The organism is Paenibacillus solanacearum (assembly GCF_910593845.1).
In the GTDB taxonomy this organism is placed as follows: domain Bacteria; phylum Bacillota; class Bacilli; order Paenibacillales; family NBRC-103111; genus Paenibacillus_G; species Paenibacillus_G solanacearum.
The window spans coordinates 95235-119865 of record NZ_CAJVAS010000012.1; the positions used below are offsets into that span (position 1 = coordinate 95235).

Genomic DNA, 24631 nt, shown 5'->3' on the forward strand with positions numbered 1-24631 from the left:
GACAATGGAATGAACCACTACGATAGATTGACCCTATGCGCTTCTAAGCGGCTTGTCTTCATGACAGGCCGCTTTCCGTTTGTCCGGGCACCGGGTCCAATTGTACAACAAAAACGCAACTGGATAACCGTCTTGGGACCGTATTATGATCGAGGTAGAAGGCTTACATTTTTTGTATGGGGAGGAAACATTATTATGCTTGCCAATGGAGGTACGGGGACAGACCGGAGGACCGGCGGCATCGGGCCAGTCCCTGCGCCGGATTTCAGGCGGACGGGGCCGGAGGATTTTGCCGATGAGGACTACATTGCGCCGCAGGTCTGGGTACATGACCGCCGGGGCATCCCGTATTACTACAAGCATTTTCACACGGTGGCCAACAAGGTGCGGCTGGAGGGGCCGCATCGCGGGTTCATCGATATCGTCGTGCACCGCAGCCCGGAGCATAATCAACCGTACAACGCGCGCGTTCAGGAAAACCATCTCTGGCTTGCGTATTTTTACACGAACCGGTCGCGATGGAATATGTATTACGGGATGCCGGAAGTGAAGCATCGTCTGGAGGCGGTGCTGGAGCATCTGCTAACGCTGCAAAGCCCGCAAGGGGCGTTCTCCGAATACGGGTGGGAGCAGTATAATTTGCCAGGCACGTCGTTTACGCTGCAGTTTCTGGGCCAAACGGTCCGATTGCTGGAGGAGGCCCGGGCGGCCGATCCAGGCTTTCCTTTTATCGATGAGAAGCTGTATGACAGCGTGATCGAGGCGAGCCGCAAGGGGATTGTGCATGTGCTCCGGGACGGCGCCTTCTGGAAGCATGGCACCGGGTACACGAACCAGTATACGCTCATCTGGTCGGCGAGCGCCGCCTACTTGGCCTACCGCCCGGATGCCGGGATCGAAACGAGCATGAAAGAACGATACAGGCAGGCTTCGGCTGCATTCATCAGCCCGGCCGGGTTTTATTACGAGAACAATGGGTTCGATATGAACTATAACGTAGGCGTCCATATCCAGAATATGATGGCAGATTACCATTATTTCAAGGACACGCCGATGGAACAGGAGATGATCGCCAAGGAGAGCCGGTTTATCGAATGGCTTTCGTACAATTTGGTGTTGGAGCCGGATGGTTCGTTCTTCACGTCCAACGCGGCCGCATCCGGGCGAACGGCATCAAGCCATTACGAGCGCAAAGATATTCCGCTGGCCGAGAAGCTTCCGCAAGCCCGGGCTTTCGTCAGGACGCGGGAAGAGGTTGCGGCGGAAATTGCGGAGGCTAGGCGCAGCATCGCCAAAGACGGCATGTGGCCCCATGTGCCGGAGCTGGCGCTGACCGGAGGGAATGCGTACAACCCGTACGGGCTGTACAACCGGATCATGTACCGTTATGCTCCGACGGAAGCCGAAAGGGCGGAGGCAGTGGCCCGGCTGCCGTATAGGGCGCGAGACCGGTTCAACCACCAGCGGATCGACGACCGCAGCGGTCTTCAGTTTACTTATGTGCGGCGGCCGGACTACTATGCGGCATTTAATGCGGGGCCGCACCGGGCGAAGGCGCAGTCGTTCGGTCTCGGGCTGCTGTGGCATCCGGCCGGCGGCATCATGCTGAGCAGCCAGACGGAGCATCCGTCGCTGCAAGCAAGCCGGGGCTTGTCCTGGGGAACGCGAAGTGGCGACGGTTCCCGCGTGTACGAAAGCGGCGACGTTATTCCGGCTTATGCCGTCCGTGGGGAGGCGCAGTCTCCTGCGGCCGGATTCGGCGATCTGGCCGAGGGCGATCTGGAAATCAAGTACGCTCTGGGAGCGGACGGGGCCAAGACGCTCCACTTCGGGGAGGACGGCATCTTCGTCGACATTCGGCACCCGGCGCGCTTCGAGGAACGCATACCGCTGATGATCGCCCCCGAGGACCGGATCGCCGTGGGGAAAGGGCAAGTCGTGCTGCAGCGGGGCACAGCCATGCTCTGCATCACGTTTGACGAAGCGGCGGAAGCAAGGCTTGTTCCCCAATCATTCGGCCTGTACCGTTACCAATTACAGATGCTTACGCTGGGTGCGGATGAAACCTTGACCTACACAATGAAGATGAAGTCGTTGGCTGACTAACCAGCGCCAGTGAAACCCAAGAAACGTGCAGCCTTGTTTTGCATCATTTTATAAAACAGGAGGCTTGTATATTGATGAGGGTGAAACGAACCGTTTCTTTGTTGTCTTTGGTTGCGCTCTGCTTTGCGTTAGCGGCGACGCTGCTTGTCCGCGTTCCCGTTACGGAAGCGCTGAACGCTGCGGAGGAGCCTGTAGCTGTCGTGGAAGAAAGCGCGGATTTTTCCAAAGTGTTCTACAAAACGAACAACGTCGCAGTCAGCTCGAGCAGTCCCGAGCGGTACGGCGGGGATGCTTCCCGGTTTTACAAATCGTCCGGAACGGATGCTTACCTCATCTATGAGACCCCCGATCCGGCCACGCGCGTATGGAGCGGATTTCAGGTCGAGACATGGTATAACCGAAACGCCGCAGGCGTCATGGCCGGGGATATGTCGTTCGAAGCATCCGCCGACAACATCGTCTACGCGCCGCTCGCAGGCGTGAGTCGAACCGTCGGCACGGACCCGCTGGTAGGCGGGTGGGGCCGGGTGAGCTGGGAAGCGGCGGCATTGCCCGCCGGCACGAAGTATGTCAAGATCGTCTTCGGCGATACGTCGGCGCATCCGAGCACATGGGCGATCCAGATCGGCAAGACGACGCTGCTCTCGATGGACAACAGCCTGCAGACGCTGCAGCAGGAGATCACCTCGGCGCAAGCGCTGCTCGGCGGCGCGGTTGTCGGGGTGAATCCGGGGCAGTACCCGCAGGCGGCGGTCGATGCGTTTGCTGCGGCGATCGGTCAGGCAAGCGCGGTCGCGAACAATCCCGGCTCCGCTGCAAGTGCGCTGCAGGCAGCCTATCAGGAGTTGGCGCAAGCACGCGACACCTTCGCGAACGCCGTCGTGATGGCGTTGAACTGGCCGACCGGCGCCTCCATTGCTTCCGCTTCGGCCGGTCTGCAGCACATCACCGTTACATGGCCGGCGATCGCGGAGGCGGGCACATACCCGAGCGTCGTGTACCATGTGTACCAGAACGGCGCGGAGGCGGCTACCGTTACGGGAACGACGTATACGTTCACCGGGCTGAAGCCGCAGCTGACCTATGCGTTCAGCGTTGTGGCAAGCGCGGGAGACGACCGGTCGAGGATACTTGGCCCGGCCATGCTCGCGACAAGCGACATCGGGCTTGTCCCCGCGCCTGACTTCAGCTTGATCGGCCCGGACGATTTTGCCGATGAGGATTATATTTCGCCCGAGGTATGGGTGAAGGACCATAGAGGCATTCCGTATTACTACAAGCATTTCCATACGGTAGCCAATGCCGTGCAGCTCGAGGAGCCTTACCGTGGATTTATCGATATTATGGTGCACCGCGCGACGGCAGACAACTTTCCGTACAATGCGCGCGTGCAGGAGAATCACCTGTGGTTTACGTATTTCTATACGAATCCGGCGCCGTGGAATATGTACTACGGGATGCCCCAGGTGAAATACCGGCTGGAAGCGGTGCTGGAGCATCTGCTTACGCTGCAGAGCCCGCAGGGCGCGTTCTCGGAATACGCCTGGGGGGCGTATAATTTGCCGGGCACATCGTTTGCGCTGCAATTCTTAGGCCAAACCGTCCGCTTGCTGGAGGAAGCCAAAGCCGCCAACCCGAGCTTTCCCTCCATCGATGAGAAACTGTACGACAGAGTGATCGAGGCGAGCCGCAAGGCGATTGTCCACGTGCTGAACGACAGCGCGTTCTGGACGCACGGCACCGCGTATACGAACCAGTATACGCTCATGTGGTCGGCGACCGCCGCTTATTTGGCCTATCATCCGGATGCGGCAATCGAAGCCAAGATGCACGAGCGGTTTACTCAATCGTCCGGCGCCTTCATTAGTCCTGCAGGCTTTTATTACGAGAACAGCGGGTTCGACATGGGGTATAATGTCGGCGTGCATATGCAGAACATGATGGCGGACTACTATTATTTCAAAGACACGCCGATGGAGCAGGAGATGATCACGAAGGAGAGCAAATTCATCGACTGGCTCTCCTACAATCTGGTGCTGCAGCCGGACGGCGCGTTCTTTACGTCCAATGCGGCCGCTTCTGGGCGCACGGCATCGGATCATTACGAGCGCAAGGATATACCGCTGGCGGAAAAGCTTCCCCTGGCGCGGGCTTTCGTCAAGACGCAGGATGAGGTCGCGGCCGAGATTGCGCAGGCGAAAAGCGACATCGTGAAAAACGGCATTTGGCCGAACGTGCCTGCGCTGTCCCAGAACGGGGGAAATGCCTACAATCCGTACGGGATATACAACCGGATTTTGTACCGTTACTACCCGACGGAAGCCGAGCGGTCGGCGGCGATCGCCCAACTGCCGTATCTCGCCAGCGACCGGTTCAACCACCAGCGCAATGACGATCGCAGCGGTCTTCAGTTCACGTACGTGCGGCGTCCCGACTATTACGCGGCATTCAACGCGGGGCCGCGCAAGACGAATGCGCAGTCGTTCGGGCTCGGGCTGCTGTGGCATCCCGCCGGTGGGATTATGCTGTCCAGCCAGACGGAAGAGATGTCCGCATCATCGAACCGCAGACTGTCCTGGGGAACAAGGAATGCTTCGGCCGGGCGGGTATACGAGAACGGGAACGTGCTGCCTTCCTATCAGATCAACGGACAGCCGATACAGCCGGTCATCGGCCACGGCGACGTCGCTCAGGGGAATGTGGGGGTGCAGTACAATCTGGGGAATAAGGGGTCGAAAACCGTCTCGTTCCTCGAGAACGGCATCTCGGTGCAGGTGAGCCATGCTGAGGCGTTTGTGGAATATGTGCCGCTAATGATCGGGCCGGAGGACAGCGTGACGGTGAGTGACGGAACCGTGAAGGTCGTGCGCGGAAACGCCGTGCTGGACATCGCCTTCGATAACGGAGCGACTGCGCTTCTCGAACCGAAGGGCTACCGGATTTACGACTACCGCATGCATATGCTGACCTTGCAGGCGAGCGGCTCGCTGTCTTACACGCTGACGATGTCCACGGTTCAGTCGGATCCGTCGAACCTGGAAACGCCGTAAGACGCTTGTATGGCGAAGTAAGCGGCATCCAAGCACCACTTCAAAAAAAGCGTTCGGTCACGTGACCGAACGCTTTTTGGGCTTGCCGTACAGGGCCACTCGGTGCCCTTCGGCTACTTGGATTTTGCCGCCTTCGCCGCTTTGGCCGTCTCGATGGTTTGATTGATTTGTTCCTCGAAGCTTCTCAAGGCGGTATTCGAATCGATTTTGTCTTTGACCATTGCAGCAAAAGAATTGCCGAAGTCGACACCGACATCCACCAGGTGGGAGGCGCGGGCCTCCGATGGCGGGGCGTCGGGATAAAAGTACAAGGCGCCGACGTTTTTGCCCTGCCATTCCGGCACGTTTTGACCGAATGCTTTTTTCACCGCGTCGCTTTTGAGCGGCGTTCCTACGCCGTTTTTAACCAGCGCGGTCTGCACTTCCTCGGACAGCAAATAGGAGACAACCTCGAACGCCTCGTCCTTATGCTTCGACGTCTGCGTTACGAATAGCGCCAGCGTAGCGGGCTTGAAGCCGATCTTCGGACGCTCCTTGAGGCTCGGCACGGCTGCGACGTCCCAGTTCAGCGAAGGGTTCGCGCGTGCGGCGCCGATGATCCCCGGATGGCTGTTGACCATCATGGCGATCGTTCCTTTGGAGAAATCCCCCAGGGGTGCGATCGTGGCGTTCGGGAGCTCGAAAAACCTTCTCAAATTATCGTACAGCAATCGATAACCGTCGTTGTTGATGGTCGCTTTGTCTTCCTTCGCGTGCAGGGGGCTGATCGACAGCTGATTATTGAGCATAATATTGTTCGGCTGCGCCGTAAAGCCTAGATAAGTCACGGAGCCGTCCACCCGCGTCAGCTTGCCGGACAACGCATACGCTTCATCCCAGGTCATGCCGTTGCTCGGGTAAGGCACGCCAAACCGGTCGAAGACGTCCTTGTTGTAGAACAAAGCGTATTTGTTCATCGTAAAAGGGAGGCCGTACAGCTTGCTCTCGCTGTTCTGCGCTACCGTCTGGGCCAACACGTTCGGTTCGATGGAGCCGAGATTGAAGCCATGCTTCTTGACAAGCTCCTGCATATCGTATTCAAAGCCGTTCGCCATGACTCTGCTCGTCGTAAAAGCCGCGGATTCGTATAAAATGTCGGGCAATGTGCCTTGCGCGATGAGGTCGGGGTAATCGCTGCCTTTTCCTCTTGCGATAATGTTCAGCGTAATATGGGGGAATTTCTTTTGCAAGGCATCGAGCACCGCTTGGTCCAATACTTCGGCAGGTGAGGACTGCGCGAAGAACAAGGTCAACGTGACCGGTTCCTTCGGTTTGAGCGCGTTTCCGCCCGTTTGGACCGACTCGCCGCCCCCGCTGCAGCCTGTCAGCACGGAGCCGATCAGCAGGCAGCTGGTGAAGACGGTTCTTATTCCTTTGACCATCAGCATACAACCTCCATTCGATGAGCGATTCCAATAGTACCTTCCAAGCTATGACCTGATGTGCTTGCACCTGATGTGCTTACAATTGAAGCGGGAGCGTATCCGCGCTTCTTCGGGTGCATCCCCTCCTTCGAGGTTGGCGTATATGACCCCTGAACGTGAATCATTTGGATGTTAGGATGCTTGTAAACGCTGTCATTATTTGTTTGCAGCAATCGTCGTTCTGGCGTTTACGGGAGCGTTCAAACAGGGAACAACGTTATCGTACAATAAATAATAAGCGCGATATAGTTGAGTTTTTGTTGACTATAAAAGGGTTAGCTGGCGTGTCGCTTCCAATGTCTGGTCAGTCGCTGTGCCAGCGCATGAGCCGGTTCCACTGGTTTCGACTGCAGCCTACGTTCCGCTACTGGAACCGCAAGGAGTAGGAGAATCGGGCGTCGAATAACAACATGTAGACAAAGGCGAGACGAGAGGGGAACGGTATGCAGTGTGAATGGTACGGTCTTCATGAGATTGATTCGGATCTCATTCAATATGTTGTCATGATTGCGGAATACAACGACCAGATCATTATGATTCGGAATAAACAGCGTCAGTTGTGGGAATTGCCCGGAGGGAAGAGGGAACCGAATGAAGATTTGATCCAGGCGGCAAGCAGGGAGCTATATGAAGAAACGGGAGCCATCCGATTCGAACTTATTCCGTTTGCCGTATATTTGATGAACGGTAGTTATGGCATGATGTTTTTTGCAAAGGTGAACAAACTTGATGAATTGCCGAATTATGAGATTGCAGAAATCCAGTTCGTTGACTCCCTTCCGGAAAATTTATTATATGGTTCTGTCTACTACGAAATGTATTCGCACTGGATGGAGATGAAGCAGCGGCATTGGACGTCCACTAAGGTTGAGTATGCGGGGTTTTTAAATTAACTTCATTGAAGCATCAATTTAACTGTGTTATCATATAACAAAGAAAGACCAAGTGCTGCGAACACTTGGTCAGTACAATTGGCTTGGATGGTTTATTCCCTTCTAAGTCATACAGGTAATAAAACCCACCGTCGGCTCTCAACCTTTGGGTGGGTTTTTACTTTCTCGCACAAGTGTTCCTATTCTTTTACTGCGCCTCGCAGGTTTGTCTGCCTGATCTTGATCCTGATCCTGGTATGTGAAACAAACTACCTGAGTGATCTTGCAGGACTATTTATTCTCCAGCCCTTGTTCGTTATATATGTGTATTCAACTTGAATCTCGTTAGCAGGATTATCATCACCATATTCCGGCACTATAAATTTATATGTAATTGTCTGTCCATCCCGGCTCACGATCATTCCAGCAGCTCTTGACCAATCATTCACTGAACCCCAGCCAACGCGCTGATATGACAGTCTGTCGTTAATGACAACGACTGAGGATTCGATGAGCTTCTTGGCTATATCGTGAGTAAATATTTCTTCAAGATAGGAATACATCTCCTCATAGGTATCTAGATCCGAACAAAAATAGTAATACCCGCCCTCTTTAGCCGGAGTCTCTCTCTCTACCTGATCGCATGCGCTGCCACCTTCAATAAATGTACTCAAACGTTTTAGCCCCTCTGCTCGTAATTTTAATGCGAGCTCTTGATTCAATTCCGGTAGGGGCTGAGCTTGATTGTTGCCGATTACCAGACTTTGTAATAGAAGCATAAGGATTATGAATTTATTCATATATTTCATCCTTTATGAGTTATTTGGTTATCCGTTATAGGAAATTCCGGTAAGGCATATAAAAACCTATCACACAAAAACGAACAAACATTCTATCCAACAGTATCTTGATGTGGTAAGATGTAGAAGTACAATTGAATCTTGGGTGGGCATGGTTTCCCTTCGAAAGGAGGTGAGACCATGGAGTTGAAAGATGCCATTACGATCATGATTCTATTCGCCACATTTATCATAGCTCTTTTAACATACATCGGGAATAACTACAAGAGAAAGTAAAAACCCACCCCAAGGTTTACGCGCCGAAGGTGGGTTTTGTCTTTTGACTAGAAGGGGTAAATCCCATCCAAGCCAATTGTATAGCCGAGTGTTCACAGCACTCAGTTTTCTTATATAAAGAATAACATATCTTCAAAGCGATGAAAACCCGATATAAAAATTTACTTAGAAATCGGACTAAAGATAAATTATTACAATCCTATACAAACATTTTACAATGCATGTATTCAATTTAGGAGTAGCTTAGGATGGAAAATAACTTCAAAAATTTATTTGAAATAATATTTGGAATTGCTTTTGCAGTTTTATTTAAATGGAAGATCTATAGCATATATAACATCTCTGAAAGGACACCTGTACAAATAACAGTTTTTTTCGCGGGATTATTTGTATTTTATTTATCAATGCATGTATGTAAGTATTTTTATAGATGCTATAAGAATTATGGAATATTTAGCTATGGAACATTAACGGGAGTTGCATTTGTAACTTTTCTTATCGTAATAATGCTTTCTGTACATACTCCAAGAGAGACCATAAATGTATTAAAGGGAATTTTAATAATATGGGGATTAGCCATAATTGCTCTAACGATAATACAAAGAAGGTAAAAAACAGTAATCCCAGAAATGCTATGATTTTCCATATGTTGGTTAGAGGAGTCGTATCAGGCACAACCCTGTGAGCCTAAGTCCTTTCGGATCCGACGCTACGCGCCTTAAGGCTCTCGGTTTCGTGACAAGAACGTTAGGTGAAACTTATCAGAAGAAGGGAAGAACATGAATCCAACATATAGAAATGTACTTCCTAAAGATGATTTAATTGCTCGTTGGGTTACTGGCCTTGCAATTATGTTTAATGATTTATTTGTGAGTATGAGTACCCCGATTAAGCTTCGCTTAACACCGTATTCACGCTGCGGTCCCTGGCGGGTCCTTGGTCGTCAGAAGCTTATTAGCAGGGAAGTTGATTCAGGCGACACACCCGCACCACCTAACCGCATCTCGACCATTCGGGAGCCGATTCGCCGTTTGGCTCCATGCTCCTCTTTAAGGTGCTCGGCGTCGGGAATGCTGGTCTTTATTCAAGATTTGATTTTTTTATTTCGGGTTTCATCCCCTTGAAGATATGCTGTTCTTTATAGTAAGAAAACCGAGTGCGGTAAACACTCGGCTTGAATGGAATTATCCTTTCTAGTCAAAAGGACAAAAACCCACCTTCGGCGCGTAAACCTTGGGGTGGGTTTTTACTTCTCTTGTAGGAATGGCATCTTTCAACTCCATGGTCTCACCTCCTTCCGAAGGGAAACCATGCGCACCAAATTTCAGCATATCACCACATCAAGAGGCGGCTTAAGGCTCAAAATACTGCACAATGACGGCTTGGCCGTTCGATACATCGACCTCCGCCACAGCGCCATTGACGAAAGTTATCTGCGGAGGTACATGCCCGCAGTCGATATCATACACGATCGGCAAGCTCCACTCATCCGCAAGCTCCCGGTACATATCCGTCACTTGGTAGCCGTCAACAGGCTGGTTCGCAACGCTTCGGCCGAACAGGATCCCGCTGCAATGGTCAAACCAGCCGGCCAGTTTCATTTGAATCAGCGAACGGCGCACATCGGCGACGTTCAATTCGCAATTTTCCAAATACCAGAGGATCGGCTGGCCAGAAATGAATTGCCGCTGGAATGTGTGCACATCGCCGAATCGGGTTCCGATCAAATGCCGGATGACATCGATGCATCCGCCAAGCAAGCGCCCACGCAGGCGAGCGTCGGTTCCCGAAACCGTCTTCCATCGAGTCGGCTCCGTTAGATGAAAGACGCATGGCGAAGGATGGTCGCGAATCCATTCCTTCTGGTACAGCTTGGACGACAGCTGTTGAACGGATTCGCTGGCACTTGTCGTGAGTACGGTCTCCCACATCGCGGTCGTCTCATCCGCATACGTTCCTCTTAAGTCGATCAAGGCTGTACCGTGCGCTGTGGCGATTCCAGTGGAGAGCGTAACGGCCAGCAGCAGCACGCTCGTATCCGAATAGCCCAGGATCCACTTGGGCTGTATGCCGGCATAATCGATTCGATCTACAATCTCAAGCAGCAGCTCTCCACCCCAGGGCGGAAAGATGAGACCGATGTCTTTATTTTGCAGCATCGCGTTCAGTTCCGCAGCTCGCAGAGCGGCAGGCGCAGACTTGGCTTTATGCTGCGTCCACACGGTCTCTCCACAAACCACCGAGTAGCCTTTCGCCTCCAGGCCACTGATCGCTTGCTTCATCCGTTCGTGTGAAGGCTCCTTAACGCCGGATGAAGGCGCGGTGACGCCAATCGTCATTCCATTTTGCAACAAAGGGTAGCGGATCATGCGCAGGTATCCTCCTAGTTATTTATATATCAACCCGGGTAACAATCATGGCTATCCAACCTCGCCAAACTGCATTTTTTCGGGCGCAAGCCATTCGAGAGTAACTGCTTGTCGGTACCGTGTCTGAAACGGAGCGTGTCCTCATATGATGGATAAGAACGTTGTCCAAGCGGGGGAGACGTATATGATGAATATGATATTGATCGGGAGCATCGCAACTTCGCTTTGTACGGCGTTAGGCGCGCTTCCCGCCATGCTGTTCACAAACGTAACGCACCGGGGAAGAGACATATTGCTCGCGTTTACGGCTGGGATTATGGTATCCGCCTCGACGTACGGACTTATTCCTTCGGCGTTGAAACTATCCAATCTGGCGGTTCTCGCCGTCGGTATCTTATTAGGCACTGCCATTCTCACAATAATGGAGCGGTTGGTGCCTCATTCAGACCCGGAACACTCGAGCATGAGCACGGCTCACGGTGCCAGCTCCGTCCTGTTCTTGTCGGCCATGGCGCTTCATAATCTTCCGGAAGGTCTCTCCGTAGGTGTCAGCTACGGAAGCCATGATCATGACTTAGGCGCCATCGTTGCGCTCAGCATCGGACTGCAGAACATGCCGGAAGGTTTTTTGATCGCGCTCTTTCTCATCACCCATCGGGTGAACAAATGGTTCGCCTTGTTGTTGGCGTTCGTGACGGGCATGCTGGAGCTGGTGTTTTGTTGGATCGGCTACGTCTTTTCAGGCTTGTTCTCGGCGGTTGTTCCTTACGGGCTTGCCTTTGCGGCGGGCGCCATGCTGTTCGTCGTCTATAAAGAGCTCATACCGGAAAGTCACGGCGACGGCAATGAACGGGCATCCACCTTTTCTTTTATTATCGGGCTGCTGACGATGATCGCCGTTACGCATATGCTGATGTAAGGAATGTCCTACATCGCCCGCTGCGTAAGGGCAGGTCATAGCCGGCTGTGGTCAAAACGTCCGGTAAACGTACGGATTGTCGGGGGTTCGCACCGACTTCCATTCGCTTACTTTCAGCACGGGAATCGTCTGCTTGAACGGCTGATACAATTGCCACGTCAGCTTTCCTTCTATATGCACCCAATCGTCGTCATGCAATTGCGTATTGCCCGGAAACTCGACAAGCATGCCGAACACACCGGAATCGGCAGCGCAGTGCATGAACCCGAAGCGAAACACGAAATAGTGATTGGCATCGATCTGCTGGCCTTTATAGATGAAGCCGTCGTAACCGACCGTCCGGTCCATGAACTCGCCGGGGAAATTATAGATGACTTCCATGCCTTTCAAAAACTCGCTGTCGCCCAGGACGAGCTCCTTTCGGCTAGCAAACGCTGCAAGGTCTTTATTTTTTGCCTCGTCATACCCGCTTGGTCCGTAAAACACGCTCGTATCCGGTTTCAAAAATTGATGCTGGCCGGATGGGTCCCGCATATCGAAGTGAGGGAACGAGAAGTCTTTGGCTTTGACGAAGCTGGAGTCCAGCGTTTCGACAGGCAGCAGAATGCCGGTGATAATCGGGAAGCATAGGACGAAGAAGCTGAACGCTCTTTGCAGTTTGCTTCCCTGACCATGGGAATGGCCGTGATCGTGATGGTGGACCGGCTCTGAAGCGTGGACATGTCCATGCACATGTCTATGCTCGTGTCCATGTTCGTCCGAGTGGTCATATTTGTGTCCATGCTCATCCGAGTGTCCATGTCTATGTCCGTGCTCATGCTTGTGTTCGCACCCTTCCCCTCCATCATGCGACGCCTGTTTGTTTGCCGCTTGTTCCTGCCGGTAGACGCGCGCCAGCTCGACAACGCAGAGCAGCAGCAAAATCACGATTGCCGTGATGGACAAATACGAGTACTTCAAATTGATATACATATTGAGGTTGCCCTGCAGATGAATGAGCAGCAGCATCAGGGCGAAGCCGAACATAATATAACAGCGCGTCAATGGAGCAGCCTCCCTATAAGCAAAGATCCGAGCAGCGTAAATGCGGCGACAAGCGCGATGAGGACAAGCACGAATTTGCCTCGGAAAACGGCAAGCAGCATGAGCGTATTTTTGATGTCGATCATAGCGCCGAATACGAGAAACGAGGAAAGCGAGCCGATCGAGAACGTGCTGCGGAACGAAGACGCGATGAACGCATCCGCCTCAGAGCACAGCGACATGACAAAACCGAGCCCCATCATCAGCAGCGAAGCGGTGACCGGGCTGCTTCCCAGGCTCAGAAGCGACGAGGTGGGGACGTACGTCTGGATGCATGCGGCGATGAACGCGCCGAGAATCAAATATTTGCCGACGGAAAAAAATTCCTCGATCGCATGCTCGCACACACCGATGATCTGGGACGACAGCGGCGGCGAAGATGCGGGACCGGCGATCTGCTCGGATGAAGCGGCAATCTGCGGTTCCGCCGTAGGAGAGCGAAGGGGCAGCGCCGGGAAGAGATAGCCGACCGTGACCGAAACGGCCAGCGCTACCGCGAGCGCCAATCCGGCCCGCGCGAACACCATGGTCCAGCTGCTGCCGAACGCGATATAGGTGGAGAACAAGACGATCGGATTGATGATCGGCGCAGTGAGCATGAAGGCGATCCCGGCATGAAGCGGCACACCTTTGCCGAGCAGCCGCCGCGTGATCGGGACGATTCCGCACTCGCACGCGGGGAACAAAATGCCGAGCGCGCATCCGAGCATCGAGGAGACGATGCGGCTGCGGGGCATGATCCGCACAATCCACCGTTCTTTCAAATAAATTTGTATCAGCCCGGAGAGCAGGACGCCAATCAGCACGAAGGGAATCGCTTCCATGATCATGCTGAGGAAGATGGTGTTTAGTTGCAGCAATGTTTTCAAGAGTTCCTCCGACGGGTGAAATATTCATCGCCTTGATTATCCACCAAATGCACCGAAATTTCCACTGCAAAATCCCTCACTGGAGCTTGTCGAAATATTCGTAATCGGGATAAATATAAGGTGTCCGGGGTGTCGGAATCGTACGGATTTGGACGGCGTCGAGCTTCATGATCTCGTTGCCGTTATACTTGGTCTTGCCGATCGTTCCGGTAAGCTGGACCCAGGCATCCTTGGCAGGGATTTGCGACACCGCCGATTCGACCAGTACCCCGTAGGGAGAAGCATCCGCCGAGCAGCATTGCATCGCTAGCCGGGCGACGACAAATTGACCGGGCTTCATCCCTTCCTCGAGGTAGGCGAAGCCGCTGATCTCCATCTTCTTCCCGACGAAACGGTCAATGAAGAAATCGACGGAAGTCAGCACCTCCATAAAGCCTTCCTCCTTCACCTGAATCAGATCCTTCTTGTACAGCTTCTTCCCCAGTTTGGCGAAATCCTCCGTAAACGCGTCGGCCGGGAACAGCTCTGCCACCACAGCCTCCTCGGATGGGCCTGCCGCTTGTCCGAGGCCGTTTCCGGCTGCCGCTGGGGAGCTTGTCTGCGGCGGCTGCAATTCCTCATGGGATCGGGAAGCGGTGGAAGCGTCCGCCGGTTCCGGCGGCTGGGACGCCGCCTTATTGCCGGACGATGAACTGAAGGCCGCGGTGCTGCTCAAATTCATGCCTTTCATGGCCGCGACGGTGCTGCCCATGATCTGATTCGGCAGGAAGTAACCAAGCGCCAGCGGCACGAGAAACAAGCCGTAAATCATGGCATGCACCGGCAAAGAGCGGGTCGCAACAGGGTCGCAGCCGCAGGCGGACGCTCGGCCCCACCACGTTTGCAGCGCCAGATACGCTTGATGCGCCGCCACGACAAAAAGCGCGACGGCTGCGAATTTGAGATACGGTTCCATGCGCGGAGCGATGTAGTATACAAGCTGCTCCGTTTTTACCAAATATCCGATATACAGGGCAAATGCCGCCATGATTGCCGCTCTCAGCAAGTAATGCGGTATCCATGAACGATCGTTGGGCATGACAGGTTCTCCTTCCTACTGGAAATACAGGCGGGAAATCAACAAGGATCCGGACAAGACCGAAACGGTGATCAGCAGTGCCAGCAGCAGAACAAAGCGGGTGCGAAACACGGAAAGCAGCATCAGCGAGCTTTTGATATCGAGCATCGGTCCGAAGACGAGAAACGTCAGCAGCGACCCTGCCGAGAACGTATTCGCAAACGAAGCGGCGACAAAGGCATCGGAGGTCGAGCACAGCGACAGCACGTAAGCGAAGCCCATCATGAACAGATGGGAGACGATCGGATCCTGCCCGATGCTGACGAGATCGCTTCGCGGGATGAGGGCTTGTATCCCTGCCGTGACCATGGAGCCGAGGATCAAATATTTGCCCATTTCAAAAAATTCACCGGCGGCATGCTCCAGCATAGCCGAAACTTTGCTGCCTCGATCGTGGGAATGCCCCGCCGCTTCGCCGGCCGCATCGGCGTATAACGTTGAAGCGCTGTGCTTAAGCTGATTGGCTGCGACAAACCGATAAACGAACAGACCGACCATGGCCGCAGCGAGAACGGCGAGCCCCATACGGGCGTAAAGCATTTCCGGCCGGGCCTTGAAAGCCATGTAAGTGGCAGCGTAGACGATCGGATTGACAATCGGCCCGGCAAGAATGAAGACGACGGCAATATAAAGCGGCATTCCTTTGGCGATCAGCCTCCGAATGACCGGGATCAGCCCGCACTCGCAGACCGGGAAGAGGAACCCCAGCAGGCAGGCGAACAAGATGCCGAGAAGCGGATGGCGCGGGGTAAACCGCTGGATCATTTGTTCCGAGAGGAAGATTTGCATGAAGGAGGAAATAAGCACGCCAAGCATAATGAACGGCAGCGCCTCCAGGATGATGCTGATAAAGATCGTCTTGAACGACTGAAGCGTCTCGTCCTTCAACGCAGGAACGGCAGCGAAAACTTCGGGATTCATCACCAGCACGATCATGAAGCTGATCGCCGAAATAAATATACAGTGAATTCCCCATTGAACGGCAAAAGAACGCAAACGAGCAGCCTCCTACGCTCCGTGGCTCATAGTTATATGTAATAGTTACTATTAATATTAGTCAACGCGCTGGGATGTTGTCAAATGGAGGAGGATCCGTTGAAGGCGACGCCCGGTATTCTCCTGCTTACATGTCAGCCGATGCAAGAAGCCATTCTTTGGCGAGCCGCTCCGAATCCAGATCCATGCCAATCGCTACGATATACCGTTCGCCGTCATAAGCAGCCTGCTTCCAGCTGAACCGTTTTCCGGCATATTGCATCAAGTACGCGGAAGGACCGGCGCCCGTGTTCAGGTAGCCTTTGGCCCGCAGAAGCCGGGAAGCATTCGCTTGAAGAAATCGCTCGACCGTTTCCGGCTTGACCGGGTTCGGGCAAGGGAGCACAACGGTAGACAGACGGGCAAACGAACGGTGCCGCACAGCGGCGCCGCCATCCTGCTCCGCAGCTTGCCCCGAAGAAGGCATGTGCCTGAACACATGGAACGGGTTTCTTCCCGCAGGATGCTTATCCGGCACGGGCTCCACGCCGGCAAGCAGGAGGCTCAGGTCCATGTCGCTATGGACGGCCGTGAGCATCGGCGCTTTCGGGTTATGCTTGCGTACCGCCTTTTCGATCTTGCGAAGCCGGGTCGGCGGGATCAGATCGACCTTGTTCAGGAGCAGCAAATCCGCCACCTCGATCTGCCTTCGCAGCGTATGAATGAGCTGCCGGTCTGCCGAGAACAGGCTGTTGTATTCCAGCACATGCTCTGCATCGAGCACGGTGACGATGTGCTGCAGCCGGACGCGGCCAAGAAGCTGCGGCTCCGCCAGGCAATCCGCGATCTCCTCGGGATTGGCGACGCCGGTCAGCTCGATAAACAGCACATCCGGCCGCTGCCGCAGCAGCGTTTCCGCCGCATAAGCGACCTCGCTTTTTTTATCGCAGCAGATACAGCCGTCCAGCAGCTTCTTGACGGACACACCGGCCAGTTCGCTCTGCACCATATGGCCGTCGATATCCAGCTTGCCCAGCTCGTTCATCAATATGGCGGGCTGTAAGCCTCGCTTCCCGGCCTCATGCACAAGCCGAAGCAGCAGTGTCGTTTTGCCGCTGCCCAGAAATCCGCTAAGAATAAAGACAGGGATGCTTGTCACGTTCATCCATCCTTTCAGGTATTAATGATAATAATTACTATTAATACCACATGAACATGCCATGGCGCAAAAAAACACCGTTCCCAAGTCGATACAGCCGTGCCCCGCCCGCCCGCGCCGATTGATGACACCATTTCGCCCTTTTCCATTCACACAATGTTAACCGTATTAGCCCGATCGAGTCATATTAAAAAAAAGGCGAGCAGCTACAATAGGAGGTGAATGAGGAAAGGGAGGAACGAAGCGTATGAAACAGATCGCCATTCCAGCGCTCTTGTGCAGCCTGCTGCTGATGGGTACGACGGCTTGTTCGCCCGTTGCGAAAGGACAGGACCCGGCCAAGATCAAGGTGGAGCTGGTCTCCGAACCGGCTCTGGTGACGGCAGGCACGAAGGTGAAGCTCATCGCCAAGATTACGGGACTCGAGAAGGAAGAAGGAGCCCAGGTTCAGCTGGATATCCGAAGAACGGACAACAGCATTCTTCCTGATATGAAAGAGGCCCTTCCTATGGGCGGCGGGCAGTATTATGCGGAGAAAACGTTCGACAAGCCGGCGTCCTATTCGGTCTATATTCACTTGTATCAAGGAGAGCTCCATATAACGAAGAAAAAAGAACTGATCGTCTCATGACCATCCTGGGGCATTGGCGTTGGCGCGAAGCGCTGCTGTGCGTCGCGGCCTGTCTGGCGCTTGTCTGCATACCGCGCGTTCTGTACGCCGCCAACGAAGAAACGAGCCTGATCCCTCATCTGCAGCAGTTGATCGACAATGCTTCCGAAGGAGGAACGCTGGTGCTGCCGGCCGGCTCGTACCGGGGAGGCGTGACAATCGGCAAGCCGTTGACCGTCCGGGCCGAGGGAACGGTTCGGATTATCGCTGCGAACAGCATTGAGCCGGCTATCCGGATCGACGCGGATCATGTGCGCTTGCAGCAGGTGCAGCTCGTTCAGCCGTTTTCCTCCGAGGCGCCGGCCTTACTCGTAAAAGGCAGCAAGGCGGTGCTGGATTCGATCGGCATCCGTACCCGGTCGTTCGGAATCATGCTGCGGGATAACGGGCAGAACGAAATATTCAACTCTACCATTCAGCGGGAGCCCGACGCTTCCGGCGAACCGGCGGACAGACGGAACGGCATCGACTTGTTCAACTCGCATGACAACCGCATCTACAACAATACGATTTCGACGATGAACGACGGCGTTTATCTCGAGAGCAGCCATCGCAACCGGGTGGAGCGCAACCGGATCGACGGTTCACGTTACGGTATACACTGCATGTATACGGACGGCACCATCGTCCGGGATAACGTAGGGTCCTTGAATGTCACCGGTGCCATGATTATGGGGGTCAAGGATGCGGAAGTGACCGGCAACACGTTCGTGAAGCAAAGCGAGAGCGTCAATTCGCAAGGGCTGCTGCTGTTCGACGTGCAAACGTCCCGCATCGAGGGCAACAAGGCGGAAGGCAACCGGGTCGGCTTCTATATCGAGCAGTCGCACCGCAATCGCATTGCGAACAACGACCTCGTGCGGAATTTTGTCGGGGTGCAGCTGCTGGAGTCCGATGAAAACGAGTTCACCGGCAACTATTTTTGGAACAACGTGATCGAATCGGAAGCCGACGAAAGCCGCAGCAACCGGTTTGCGGGAAATTACTGGGACGCCTTTCGCGGCATCGATCCAAGCGGCGACGGCATAAGCGATATTTCTTACGCGATGAATCCTTTCTTTCAAAAGCTTACGTCGGCCATTCCAGCATTTCAGCTGTTTTTCCAATCGCCGGGGATGCAGTTTCTGGAGAGCATGCAAACCGCGGGGATCGAAGAATGGACCGTCGATCCGGCGCCGCTTATGAAGCCGGAAGCAGAGCGATTGCCGGTGCAGGACCGTCCGGGGCAGGCCGGTCTGCTGGCGTCGGCGGTCATGCTGCTGCTGGCGTCGATCACGATCATCACGTATACGGGGGGAAAACGAAGATGAACAAACGACTGCGGGTTCTATGCTTCTTGTTCTTGATTGCGGGTTTGCTGTCGGCCTGTGCCAAGACGAAATACATGGCGGTGCCGATTCAGGAAGCGACCGACAAATGCGCGATATGCAACATGCAGGTGAAAGACGACGCCTTTGCCGTTCAACTGACGACGAAGGAAGGCAAAACGTACAAATTCGACGATTTGGGCTGCATGAACGAATGGGTAGCCAAAAACGGGCCGGAGCAGATCGGCGCGAAATTCGTCAGAGATTACAACACGAAGGAATGGATCTCCTACGAAGCGGCGGCGTACGTGTTCGACGCCTCGTTCAAGACGCCGATGGCTTACGGCATTTATTCGTTTAAAGACAAGCAGGAAGCGCAAACGTTTATTAACGGGCAGAACAAAGGCAAGCTGATGACCGCGGCGGATCTTCAGCAGCATACATGGGAGCGAAGCAAGGGGGCGATGGATATGGGCGGCGCCAAGCACGACATGAACGCCCATTCCGAGAGCAGCCATGCAGCACCTGCGACGGGCGGGGCCCAAGGATCGCATGGACAATGAACATACTGCATATTTCGCTACGGGAGCTGAGGGTCGGCTTTCGCAATCCATGGGCGTATTCGTTCATGGGGCTGTTCACCGTATTCAGCTTGTCCTTGCTTGTCATGAATACCCAAAGCTATACGACGGGATATTCGAGCACGACCTCGTCGATGCTGAATCTGATTTTGTACCTCATCCCATTAATGACGCTGCTGCTCGGCTCCTTCTCGCTCACCTCGGAGAAGGAGGAAGGAAGCTGGCAGCTGCTGTCGACATACCCGGTCAGCACGCTCTCGTTCATTGCCGGCAAATATGTCGGCTTAAGCGCCGTGCTGCTGACGATCATCTCATTCGGGTACGGCGTTACGGGCATGGCCGGCGCGATCGCGGGCAGCGGACTGGAGCCGGGAACGTTCGGTTTGTTTATCGTCTTCTCCGCGGGGCTCGTACTGCTGTTTCTGGCGGTCGCGCTGTGCATCGGCACGCTGGCCCGCAATCGCTGGCAGGCGCTCACTTTCGCCGTAGCCGTATGGTTCTTCGCGATTATCGGCTGGCCTACGCTGCTGATCGCTATGCTCAGCCTGATGCCGTACTTGTGGATCAAGCCGCTGCTGACGGCGCTGACGATGTTCAATCCGGCGGAGCTCGTTCGGCTGTTCGTCGTCATCAAGCTTGGCGGGGGAGCGGCTCTCGGGCCCGAATATTACGATTGGATCCGGTGGATGCAGCAGCCCTCGGGCACCTGGGCTTTTGCAGCGCTCTCCATCGTATGGATCGGTGCCGCCGCTTGGTTTGCCTGCTGGATCTGGGAGAGGGGGAGAGCCCGTGGGTGAAGCGCTGCTGCAGCTGAACGATGTCGCCAAACGAATCGGCGCGCGTGAAATTATTCAATCGGCGTCGCTGGAATTACACAAAGGGCAGGTGCTGGCGCTGTGCGGCGGCAACGGCGCGGGAAAGAGCACGCTGCTGCGCATGATCGCGGGCATCCTGCAGCCGACCGGCGGAGACATTGTTGTGAACGGTTACCGCTGGAAGCAGAACCGCAAAGCATACGCGGAGCAGATCGGCTACATGCCGGACGACTATTTGTTCGGGCAAGGCTTGTCCGCCGAGGAAACGCTGTCTTTCTGGGCATCGCTCAGGAAGGTGTCCAAGCCGAGGGTCCAGGAGACGCTGCGCTTGGTCGGCTTGTACGATGTACGATCGAAGTCCGTCTCTTCGTTCTCCAAAGGCATGCGGCAGCGGCTGCTCTTCGCGCAGGCGCTGCTGGCGGAGCCGCCCTTGCTCATCTTGGACGAACCGACGAACGGACTCGACCCGTACTGGATGGAATCGTTTGTCGAGCTGGTACGCCGGGCCCGGCGGAACGGGCATGCGGTCATCTTTTCCACGCATCAGCTTCCGGCGGCGGAAGCGACGGCGGACTGCGTCGTGTTTCTCAAGGAAGGCAGAGTGGCCGAACAAGGCACGATAGCTTCGTTCGCCGACCGGTTTGGCCCTGACGGATTGCAGGGGGTCTTTCAGGCCTTATTCGGTTTCCGCGCGGAAAGCGGCAAGGGGAGGGGGACCATTGAACACAAGTAAGACATTCGCAGTAAGCGGCTTAATGACCGGGCTGATCGTATTGGCGCTGGCGTTTGCCGTATACCAGGCGGTTTCCCGGCCGTCCGACGGTCAGCTTCGGGCCGGTGCCCCGGCGCCGGAGTTCCGGGTGACCGATATGGCCGGGCAGCCGGTCCGGCTGTCCGACTTCGCGGGAAAAGGCGTGCTCCTGAATTTCTGGGGCACTTGGTGCGCTCCGTGCGTGAACGAGATGCCCAGGCTGCAGGCCGCTTCCGAAGCGGGCATGGACGGAGTGGAGATAATCGCCGTCAATGTCGGCGACAGCAAGGGCACGATCGCCGAATTTATGAACGCGCATGCGCTGAGCTTCCCGGTCATGACCGATCCGAGCGGCGAAGCGGTGAAGAGCTACCGGGTCACCGGTCTTCCCGCGACATTCGCGATCGACGGCAAAGGAACGGTGAGGCGGATCGTTCCGGGCGAGCTCGCTTCCGTCGAGCAGATCCGGGCGCTCATGCGAAGCGTACAGCCGGACCGGAATTCCGGGTCTTCGAAGGAGTGATGCCGCCATGCTCTACAAGCATTTGAAAAGTCTCATTCTGATCATTCCGACGCTTACGATCGGTTTGTGGGAATATGTGCGCCATTCGTTTTTGCTGCCTTACATCTCCATGGATCTGGGGAATTGGCTCGCTCCGCTGCTTGTGTTCCTGGTGACGATGACGCTGCTTCGCAAGCTGTTTGCCAAGATGGAGGTTCTGCAGGAGGAGCTGCAGCAGGAAAGGGAGGCCAAGGCTGCGCTGGAGGAGCGGGAGAACATCGCGCGGGAGCTGCATGACGGCATCGCCCAATCGCTCTTTCTGTTGTCCGTTCGGCTGGACCGCATGGATCGTATGGACCGAAACGGCAGCGGCATGAACGATTCGCTTCGCACGGCGTACCAAAATTTGCGAAAAACCGTGTACGAGGTGAACGAATATGTCCGGCAGGCGATTGCCGGCTTGCGGTATCCCGTCACCCCGGCCTCCAAGCCATGGATGGAATCGGTGCAGCGTCTGGTCGAAGAATTTCGGCGCGACACGGGCTTATCCGTCGTACTGCTGTGGAGCCTGTCGGAGCAGCGGTTGACGCTGAAGGAGAAGGTGGAGCTGTATTCGACGGTTCGCGAAGCGATGATCAATGTATACAAGCATGCCGGAGCGGAGCGGCTGTGGGTCGAGGGAACGGACCGGGGCGACCGGGGCTGGCGGTGCGAGATCCGGGATGACGGAGCAGGCTTCCGGCGTTCCGATCCGCTTGAGCGCGGAGAAGGATTCGGCCTGGCGATGATCCGGGAACGCGCGGACAAATTGAACTGGAGCTTCACGGCCGCACGCGATGGCGAACATACGCGGGTCGTGATTGAGAAGGAGGAGCGATGGTAACGCAGCCGATTCGCATTATGCTTGCCGACGATCATGCGCATGCCCGCGAGGCGATGAAAGACATTATCGGAGCCGACGATGCGTTCGAAATCGTGGGCGAGGCGGAGAACGGCCTGGAGGCGGTCCGGATGGCCGAACGCTACATGCCCGATCTGATCTTGATGGATATACGGATGCCGGACATGGACGGGCTGGAAGCGACCAAAGCGATCAAGGAGCGGTTCCCGTACGTCAAAATCGTGATGGTCACCGTCTCGGGGGACATCACCCATTTGTTTGAAGCCATCAAGCGCGGCGCGCAAGGGTATTTGCTCAAAAACTTGTGCCCGGCTTCCTGGCATGAATATTTGCGGGCGGTCGCGTTCGACGAAGCCCCCATGTCCAGAGAGGTGGCCGTACGCTTGCTGCAGGAGTTTACGTTTAAACAAACGAGCGTTTCCGAGAAATCGCCGCTCACCCTGCGCGAGAAAGACATTTTGGAATGCGTCGCGAAGGGCAGCTCCAACAAGGAAATCGCGGAGGAGCTGAACATTTCTGAGCATACCGTCAAAAATCATCTCAAAAACATTTTGCACAAGCTGCACCTGGACAACCGCGTGCAGCTGATGCGGTACGCTTACGAGAAAGGCTGGCTGCAGGCTTGAGGCCCGCCGGCGCGAAGGAGAGGACTGCGGGTATGAACACGAAGCGGCTAACGGTCTGGGCGTTCGCCGCATTGCTGCTGGCGGGAATCTGGTATGCAACGGCTTCGCCTTCGCCGGAAACGAAGGCGGAGCCGTTCTATTGGCATGTGATGGGCGAGCAGGTCCACATGTCGCTGCGCATCAAGCAGGAGAAGGCGGGGCGGGAGTCGGTCAGGCTTGACGTGTGGCTGCCGACAGCGGCAGGCGCGCCGCAGCAGCCGGCAGTAGCTTATTTCCGGCCCGGCGAGACCCCGGCGGCGGCGCGATTCGTTCCGCTCGCCCTAGCCTCGAGCGGCCCCGATCCGTACGGGTTCGAGGGCTTTGACAAATTCACGTATACCGCTCCTGCGGGAGCGTATTTGGGAGATGGCGGAGCTTGGCGGATCAAGGTGACATTCGCCGACGCATCGGGCCAGGTCCATGAATACGAGAAGCTCGTCGAAGCGCCGTGACGATGCCCTCATGGGACTGCCCGTCCCGATATACCGGAAAGGAGGAAGCATGCGAGCGTGAGTATAAGTGTACTGGTCGACATGTACGGCTTCAGGACGGTATTTAACCCCGAATTGGGGTTGATCGTTTTGATCGCCGCGCTGGTGTACTGGAAGTATAAGGGGGAGGAAGTGTCCCGCAGAGGAATCGTCTGTTTTATGTCCGGCTTGCTCGTGCTGTATTTTGCCTTGGGGGGGCCGCTCAATTTGCTCGGCCACTTCTGGTTCAGTCTGCACATGCTTCAGCAGTCGTTCTTGTATCTGGTCGTGCCGCCGCTGCTGTTCGCCGGACTGCCGGGGCGCTTTTATGACGCGGTGCAGCGGTATTCGGTAAGCCGTGCCATCATGGGGTTCATCGGCCATCCGATCATTGCCCTGTTTTTGTTTAACGGCGCGTTTTCCTTTTATCATATCCCGTTCCTATTCGAAGCGGCCAAGTCCGATTATACGTTTCACACCGTGCTGCACGCGCTGCTGTTTGCAGCGGCATTCGGCCTATGGTGGCCTGTATTTTCGCCGGTCGGCAAGAAGCCGCTCAGCTCGATCCAGAAGATCGGATATATTTTTTTGAACGGGCTGATGCTAACGCCTGCCTGCGCGCTGATCATATTCGCACGGGAACCGCTGTACGGGATATATACCGGCGATGTCCGGCTATTGTGTCTGCCGTTTTACTCCGTTACCGCCAGTAAGCCGGCGTTTGACATCGGCTGGCTTACCCAGCTTGCGGACCAGCAGCTCGGCGGGGTCGTCATGAAGATTATGCAGGAGATCGCTTACGGTACCGTGCTCGGTCACGTGTTCTTCCGATGGTATCGCAAAGAAAGAGCGGACGAACCGGAAGACGAGCTGGCGCCGGGAGCGCTGCCCTACTCGCGGGGATGAACCGG

At 55.2% G+C, this 24631-nt stretch carries 25 protein-coding genes; 17 read left to right on the forward strand and 8 right to left on the reverse strand.

The window, feature by feature from the left end; translation table 11 throughout:
• Positions 1-195 precede the first annotated feature (195 nt).
• Complete coding sequence (locus KXG62_RS15290; protein ID WP_218092855.1) at positions 196-2106, forward strand: hypothetical protein; 1911 nt, start codon at positions 196-198, stop codon at positions 2104-2106.
• A gap of 74 nt (positions 2107-2180) precedes the next feature.
• Positions 2181-5156, forward strand: a complete 2976-nt coding sequence (locus tag KXG62_RS15295; RefSeq protein WP_218092856.1) for a hypothetical protein — start codon at positions 2181-2183, stop codon at positions 5154-5156.
• 113 nt (positions 5157-5269) lie between these two features.
• On the opposite strand, the gene KXG62_RS15300 is transcribed toward KXG62_RS15295, so the two are convergent.
• A complete protein-coding gene (locus tag KXG62_RS15300) occupies positions 5270-6577 on the reverse strand; it encodes an ABC transporter substrate-binding protein (protein ID WP_218092857.1) in 1308 nt (435 codons plus the stop codon).
• Positions 6578-7062: 485 nt separating this feature from the next.
• Between KXG62_RS15300 and KXG62_RS15305 the strand changes: the two genes are divergently transcribed.
• Positions 7063-7512: an NUDIX hydrolase gene (locus KXG62_RS15305; protein WP_218092858.1), complete on the forward strand. Its 450-nt coding sequence runs from the start codon at positions 7063-7065 to the stop codon at positions 7510-7512.
• A gap of 248 nt (positions 7513-7760) precedes the next feature.
• Here KXG62_RS15305 and KXG62_RS15310 read toward each other — a convergent pair whose 3' ends face one another.
• The gene (locus KXG62_RS15310) at positions 7761-8291 is read right to left on the reverse strand and encodes an IseA DL-endopeptidase inhibitor family protein (RefSeq protein ID WP_218092859.1); all 531 of its coding nucleotides are present in this window, start codon (positions 8289-8291) and stop codon (positions 7761-7763) included.
• 180 nt (positions 8292-8471) lie between these two features.
• Here KXG62_RS15310 and KXG62_RS34095 point away from each other — a divergent pair, with 180 nt between their 5' ends.
• From KXG62_RS34095 to KXG62_RS15320, 3 genes are all read left to right on the forward strand, one after another.
• Positions 8472-8567: a putative holin-like toxin gene (locus KXG62_RS34095; protein WP_329958204.1), complete on the forward strand. Its 96-nt coding sequence runs from the start codon at positions 8472-8474 to the stop codon at positions 8565-8567.
• 248 nt (positions 8568-8815) lie between these two features.
• Positions 8816-9178, forward strand: coding sequence for a hypothetical protein (locus tag KXG62_RS15315; RefSeq protein WP_218092860.1), 363 nt, complete (start codon positions 8816-8818; stop codon positions 9176-9178).
• 168 nt (positions 9179-9346) lie between these two features.
• Positions 9347-9691 carry a hypothetical protein gene (locus KXG62_RS15320; protein ID WP_218092861.1) on the forward strand — a complete coding sequence of 115 codons (345 nt, stop codon included), beginning with the start codon at positions 9347-9349 and terminating at the stop codon, positions 9689-9691.
• Positions 9692-9919: 228 nt separating this feature from the next.
• Here the strand turns inward: KXG62_RS15320 and KXG62_RS15325 are convergent, their stop codons facing one another.
• Entirely contained in the window at positions 9920-10936 is a 1017-nt protein-coding gene (locus tag KXG62_RS15325) for a S66 family peptidase (protein WP_218092862.1), read from the reverse strand.
• Between the two features lie 187 nt (positions 10937-11123).
• Here KXG62_RS15325 and KXG62_RS15330 point away from each other — a divergent pair, with 187 nt between their 5' ends.
• The gene (locus tag KXG62_RS15330; protein WP_218092936.1) at positions 11124-11855 is read left to right on the forward strand and encodes a ZIP family metal transporter; all 732 of its coding nucleotides are present in this window, start codon (positions 11124-11126) and stop codon (positions 11853-11855) included.
• Between the two features lie 51 nt (positions 11856-11906).
• Here the strand turns inward: KXG62_RS15330 and KXG62_RS15335 are convergent, their stop codons facing one another.
• From KXG62_RS15335 to KXG62_RS15355, 5 genes are all read right to left on the reverse strand, one after another.
• On the reverse strand, positions 11907-12899 hold the full coding sequence (locus KXG62_RS15335) for a TIGR03943 family putative permease subunit (protein ID WP_218092863.1): 993 nt from the start codon (positions 12897-12899) through the stop codon (positions 11907-11909).
• On the reverse strand, positions 12896-13768 hold the full coding sequence (locus tag KXG62_RS15340; protein WP_218092937.1) for a permease: 873 nt from the start codon (positions 13766-13768) through the stop codon (positions 12896-12898). The genes KXG62_RS15335 and KXG62_RS15340 overlap by 4 nt, the downstream gene beginning before the upstream one ends.
• 115 nt (positions 13769-13883) lie before the next feature.
• Positions 13884-14885 carry a TIGR03943 family putative permease subunit gene (locus KXG62_RS15345; RefSeq protein ID WP_218092864.1) on the reverse strand — a complete coding sequence of 334 codons (1002 nt, stop codon included), beginning with the start codon at positions 14883-14885 and terminating at the stop codon, positions 13884-13886.
• 15 nt (positions 14886-14900) lie between these two features.
• On the reverse strand, positions 14901-15920 hold the full coding sequence (locus tag KXG62_RS15350; RefSeq protein ID WP_246627466.1) for a permease: 1020 nt from the start codon (positions 15918-15920) through the stop codon (positions 14901-14903).
• Between the two features lie 127 nt (positions 15921-16047).
• Complete coding sequence (locus tag KXG62_RS15355; RefSeq protein ID WP_246627467.1) at positions 16048-17058, reverse strand: CobW family GTP-binding protein; 1011 nt, start codon at positions 17056-17058, stop codon at positions 16048-16050.
• A 247-nt stretch (positions 17059-17305) separates the two neighbouring features.
• On the opposite strand from KXG62_RS15355, the gene KXG62_RS15360 reads away from it, so the two are divergent.
• The 10 genes from KXG62_RS15360 to KXG62_RS15405 are packed head-to-tail and all read left to right on the forward strand — an operon-like array spanning position 17306 to position 24626.
• Positions 17306-17689, forward strand: coding sequence for a hypothetical protein (locus KXG62_RS15360; protein ID WP_218092867.1), 384 nt, complete (start codon positions 17306-17308; stop codon positions 17687-17689).
• The gene (locus KXG62_RS15365) at positions 17686-19038 is read left to right on the forward strand and encodes a right-handed parallel beta-helix repeat-containing protein (RefSeq protein WP_218092868.1); all 1353 of its coding nucleotides are present in this window, start codon (positions 17686-17688) and stop codon (positions 19036-19038) included. The genes KXG62_RS15360 and KXG62_RS15365 overlap by 4 nt, the downstream gene beginning before the upstream one ends.
• Positions 19035-19598, forward strand: coding sequence for a nitrous oxide reductase accessory protein NosL (locus tag KXG62_RS15370; RefSeq protein WP_218092869.1), 564 nt, complete (start codon positions 19035-19037; stop codon positions 19596-19598). Before KXG62_RS15365 ends, KXG62_RS15370 begins: the two co-directional genes overlap by 4 nt.
• Positions 19595-20413 (forward strand): ABC transporter permease, encoded by an 819-nt coding sequence (locus KXG62_RS15375; protein WP_218092870.1) that lies wholly within the window; start codon positions 19595-19597, stop codon positions 20411-20413. Before KXG62_RS15370 ends, KXG62_RS15375 begins: the two co-directional genes overlap by 4 nt.
• Complete coding sequence (locus KXG62_RS15380; protein WP_218092871.1) at positions 20406-21164, forward strand: ABC transporter ATP-binding protein; 759 nt, start codon at positions 20406-20408, stop codon at positions 21162-21164. Before KXG62_RS15375 ends, KXG62_RS15380 begins: the two co-directional genes overlap by 8 nt.
• Positions 21151-21705 carry a redoxin domain-containing protein gene (locus tag KXG62_RS15385; RefSeq protein ID WP_246627468.1) on the forward strand — a complete coding sequence of 185 codons (555 nt, stop codon included), beginning with the start codon at positions 21151-21153 and terminating at the stop codon, positions 21703-21705. Before KXG62_RS15380 ends, KXG62_RS15385 begins: the two co-directional genes overlap by 14 nt.
• Positions 21706-21712: 7 nt before the next feature.
• Positions 21713-22567 (forward strand): sensor histidine kinase, encoded by an 855-nt coding sequence (locus tag KXG62_RS15390; RefSeq protein ID WP_218092872.1) that lies wholly within the window; start codon positions 21713-21715, stop codon positions 22565-22567.
• Positions 22561-23211, forward strand: a complete 651-nt coding sequence (locus tag KXG62_RS15395; RefSeq protein ID WP_218092873.1) for a response regulator — start codon at positions 22561-22563, stop codon at positions 23209-23211. Before KXG62_RS15390 ends, KXG62_RS15395 begins: the two co-directional genes overlap by 7 nt.
• A gap of 32 nt (positions 23212-23243) precedes the next feature.
• Positions 23244-23702: a hypothetical protein gene (locus tag KXG62_RS15400; RefSeq protein ID WP_218092874.1), complete on the forward strand. Its 459-nt coding sequence runs from the start codon at positions 23244-23246 to the stop codon at positions 23700-23702.
• Positions 23703-23759: 57 nt separating this feature from the next.
• A complete protein-coding gene (locus KXG62_RS15405) occupies positions 23760-24626 on the forward strand; it encodes a cytochrome c oxidase assembly protein (RefSeq protein ID WP_246627469.1) in 867 nt (288 codons plus the stop codon).
• Positions 24627-24631 lie beyond the last annotated feature (5 nt).

Coding starts and splice junctions, on each gene's coding strand:
- KXG62_RS15290 (WP_218092855.1), top strand. CDS start 196: ATGCTTGCCAATGGAGGTACGGGGACAGACCGGAGGACCGGCGGCATC.
- KXG62_RS15295 (WP_218092856.1), top strand. CDS start 2,181: ATGAGGGTGAAACGAACCGTTTCTTTGTTGTCTTTGGTTGCGCTCTGC.
- KXG62_RS15300 (WP_218092857.1), bottom strand. CDS start 6,577: ATGGTCAAAGGAATAAGAACCGTCTTCACCAGCTGCCTGCTGATCGGC.
- KXG62_RS15305 (WP_218092858.1), top strand. CDS start 7,063: ATGCAGTGTGAATGGTACGGTCTTCATGAGATTGATTCGGATCTCATT.
- KXG62_RS15310 (WP_218092859.1), bottom strand. CDS start 8,291: ATGAATAAATTCATAATCCTTATGCTTCTATTACAAAGTCTGGTAATC.
- KXG62_RS34095 (WP_329958204.1), top strand. CDS start 8,472: ATGGAGTTGAAAGATGCCATTACGATCATGATTCTATTCGCCACATTT.
- KXG62_RS15315 (WP_218092860.1), top strand. CDS start 8,816: ATGGAAAATAACTTCAAAAATTTATTTGAAATAATATTTGGAATTGCT.
- KXG62_RS15320 (WP_218092861.1), top strand. CDS start 9,347: ATGAATCCAACATATAGAAATGTACTTCCTAAAGATGATTTAATTGCT.
- KXG62_RS15325 (WP_218092862.1), bottom strand. CDS start 10,936: ATGATCCGCTACCCTTTGTTGCAAAATGGAATGACGATTGGCGTCACC.
- KXG62_RS15330 (WP_218092936.1), top strand. CDS start 11,124: ATGAATATGATATTGATCGGGAGCATCGCAACTTCGCTTTGTACGGCG.
- KXG62_RS15340 (WP_218092937.1), bottom strand. CDS start 13,768: ATGATCATGGAAGCGATTCCCTTCGTGCTGATTGGCGTCCTGCTCTCC.
- KXG62_RS15345 (WP_218092864.1), bottom strand. CDS start 14,885: ATGCCCAACGATCGTTCATGGATACCGCATTACTTGCTGAGAGCGGCA.
- KXG62_RS15360 (WP_218092867.1), top strand. CDS start 17,306: ATGAAACAGATCGCCATTCCAGCGCTCTTGTGCAGCCTGCTGCTGATG.
- KXG62_RS15365 (WP_218092868.1), top strand. CDS start 17,686: ATGACCATCCTGGGGCATTGGCGTTGGCGCGAAGCGCTGCTGTGCGTC.
- KXG62_RS15370 (WP_218092869.1), top strand. CDS start 19,035: ATGAACAAACGACTGCGGGTTCTATGCTTCTTGTTCTTGATTGCGGGT.
- KXG62_RS15375 (WP_218092870.1), top strand. CDS start 19,595: ATGAACATACTGCATATTTCGCTACGGGAGCTGAGGGTCGGCTTTCGC.
- KXG62_RS15390 (WP_218092872.1), top strand. CDS start 21,713: ATGCTCTACAAGCATTTGAAAAGTCTCATTCTGATCATTCCGACGCTT.
- KXG62_RS15395 (WP_218092873.1), top strand. CDS start 22,561: ATGGTAACGCAGCCGATTCGCATTATGCTTGCCGACGATCATGCGCAT.
- KXG62_RS15400 (WP_218092874.1), top strand. CDS start 23,244: ATGAACACGAAGCGGCTAACGGTCTGGGCGTTCGCCGCATTGCTGCTG.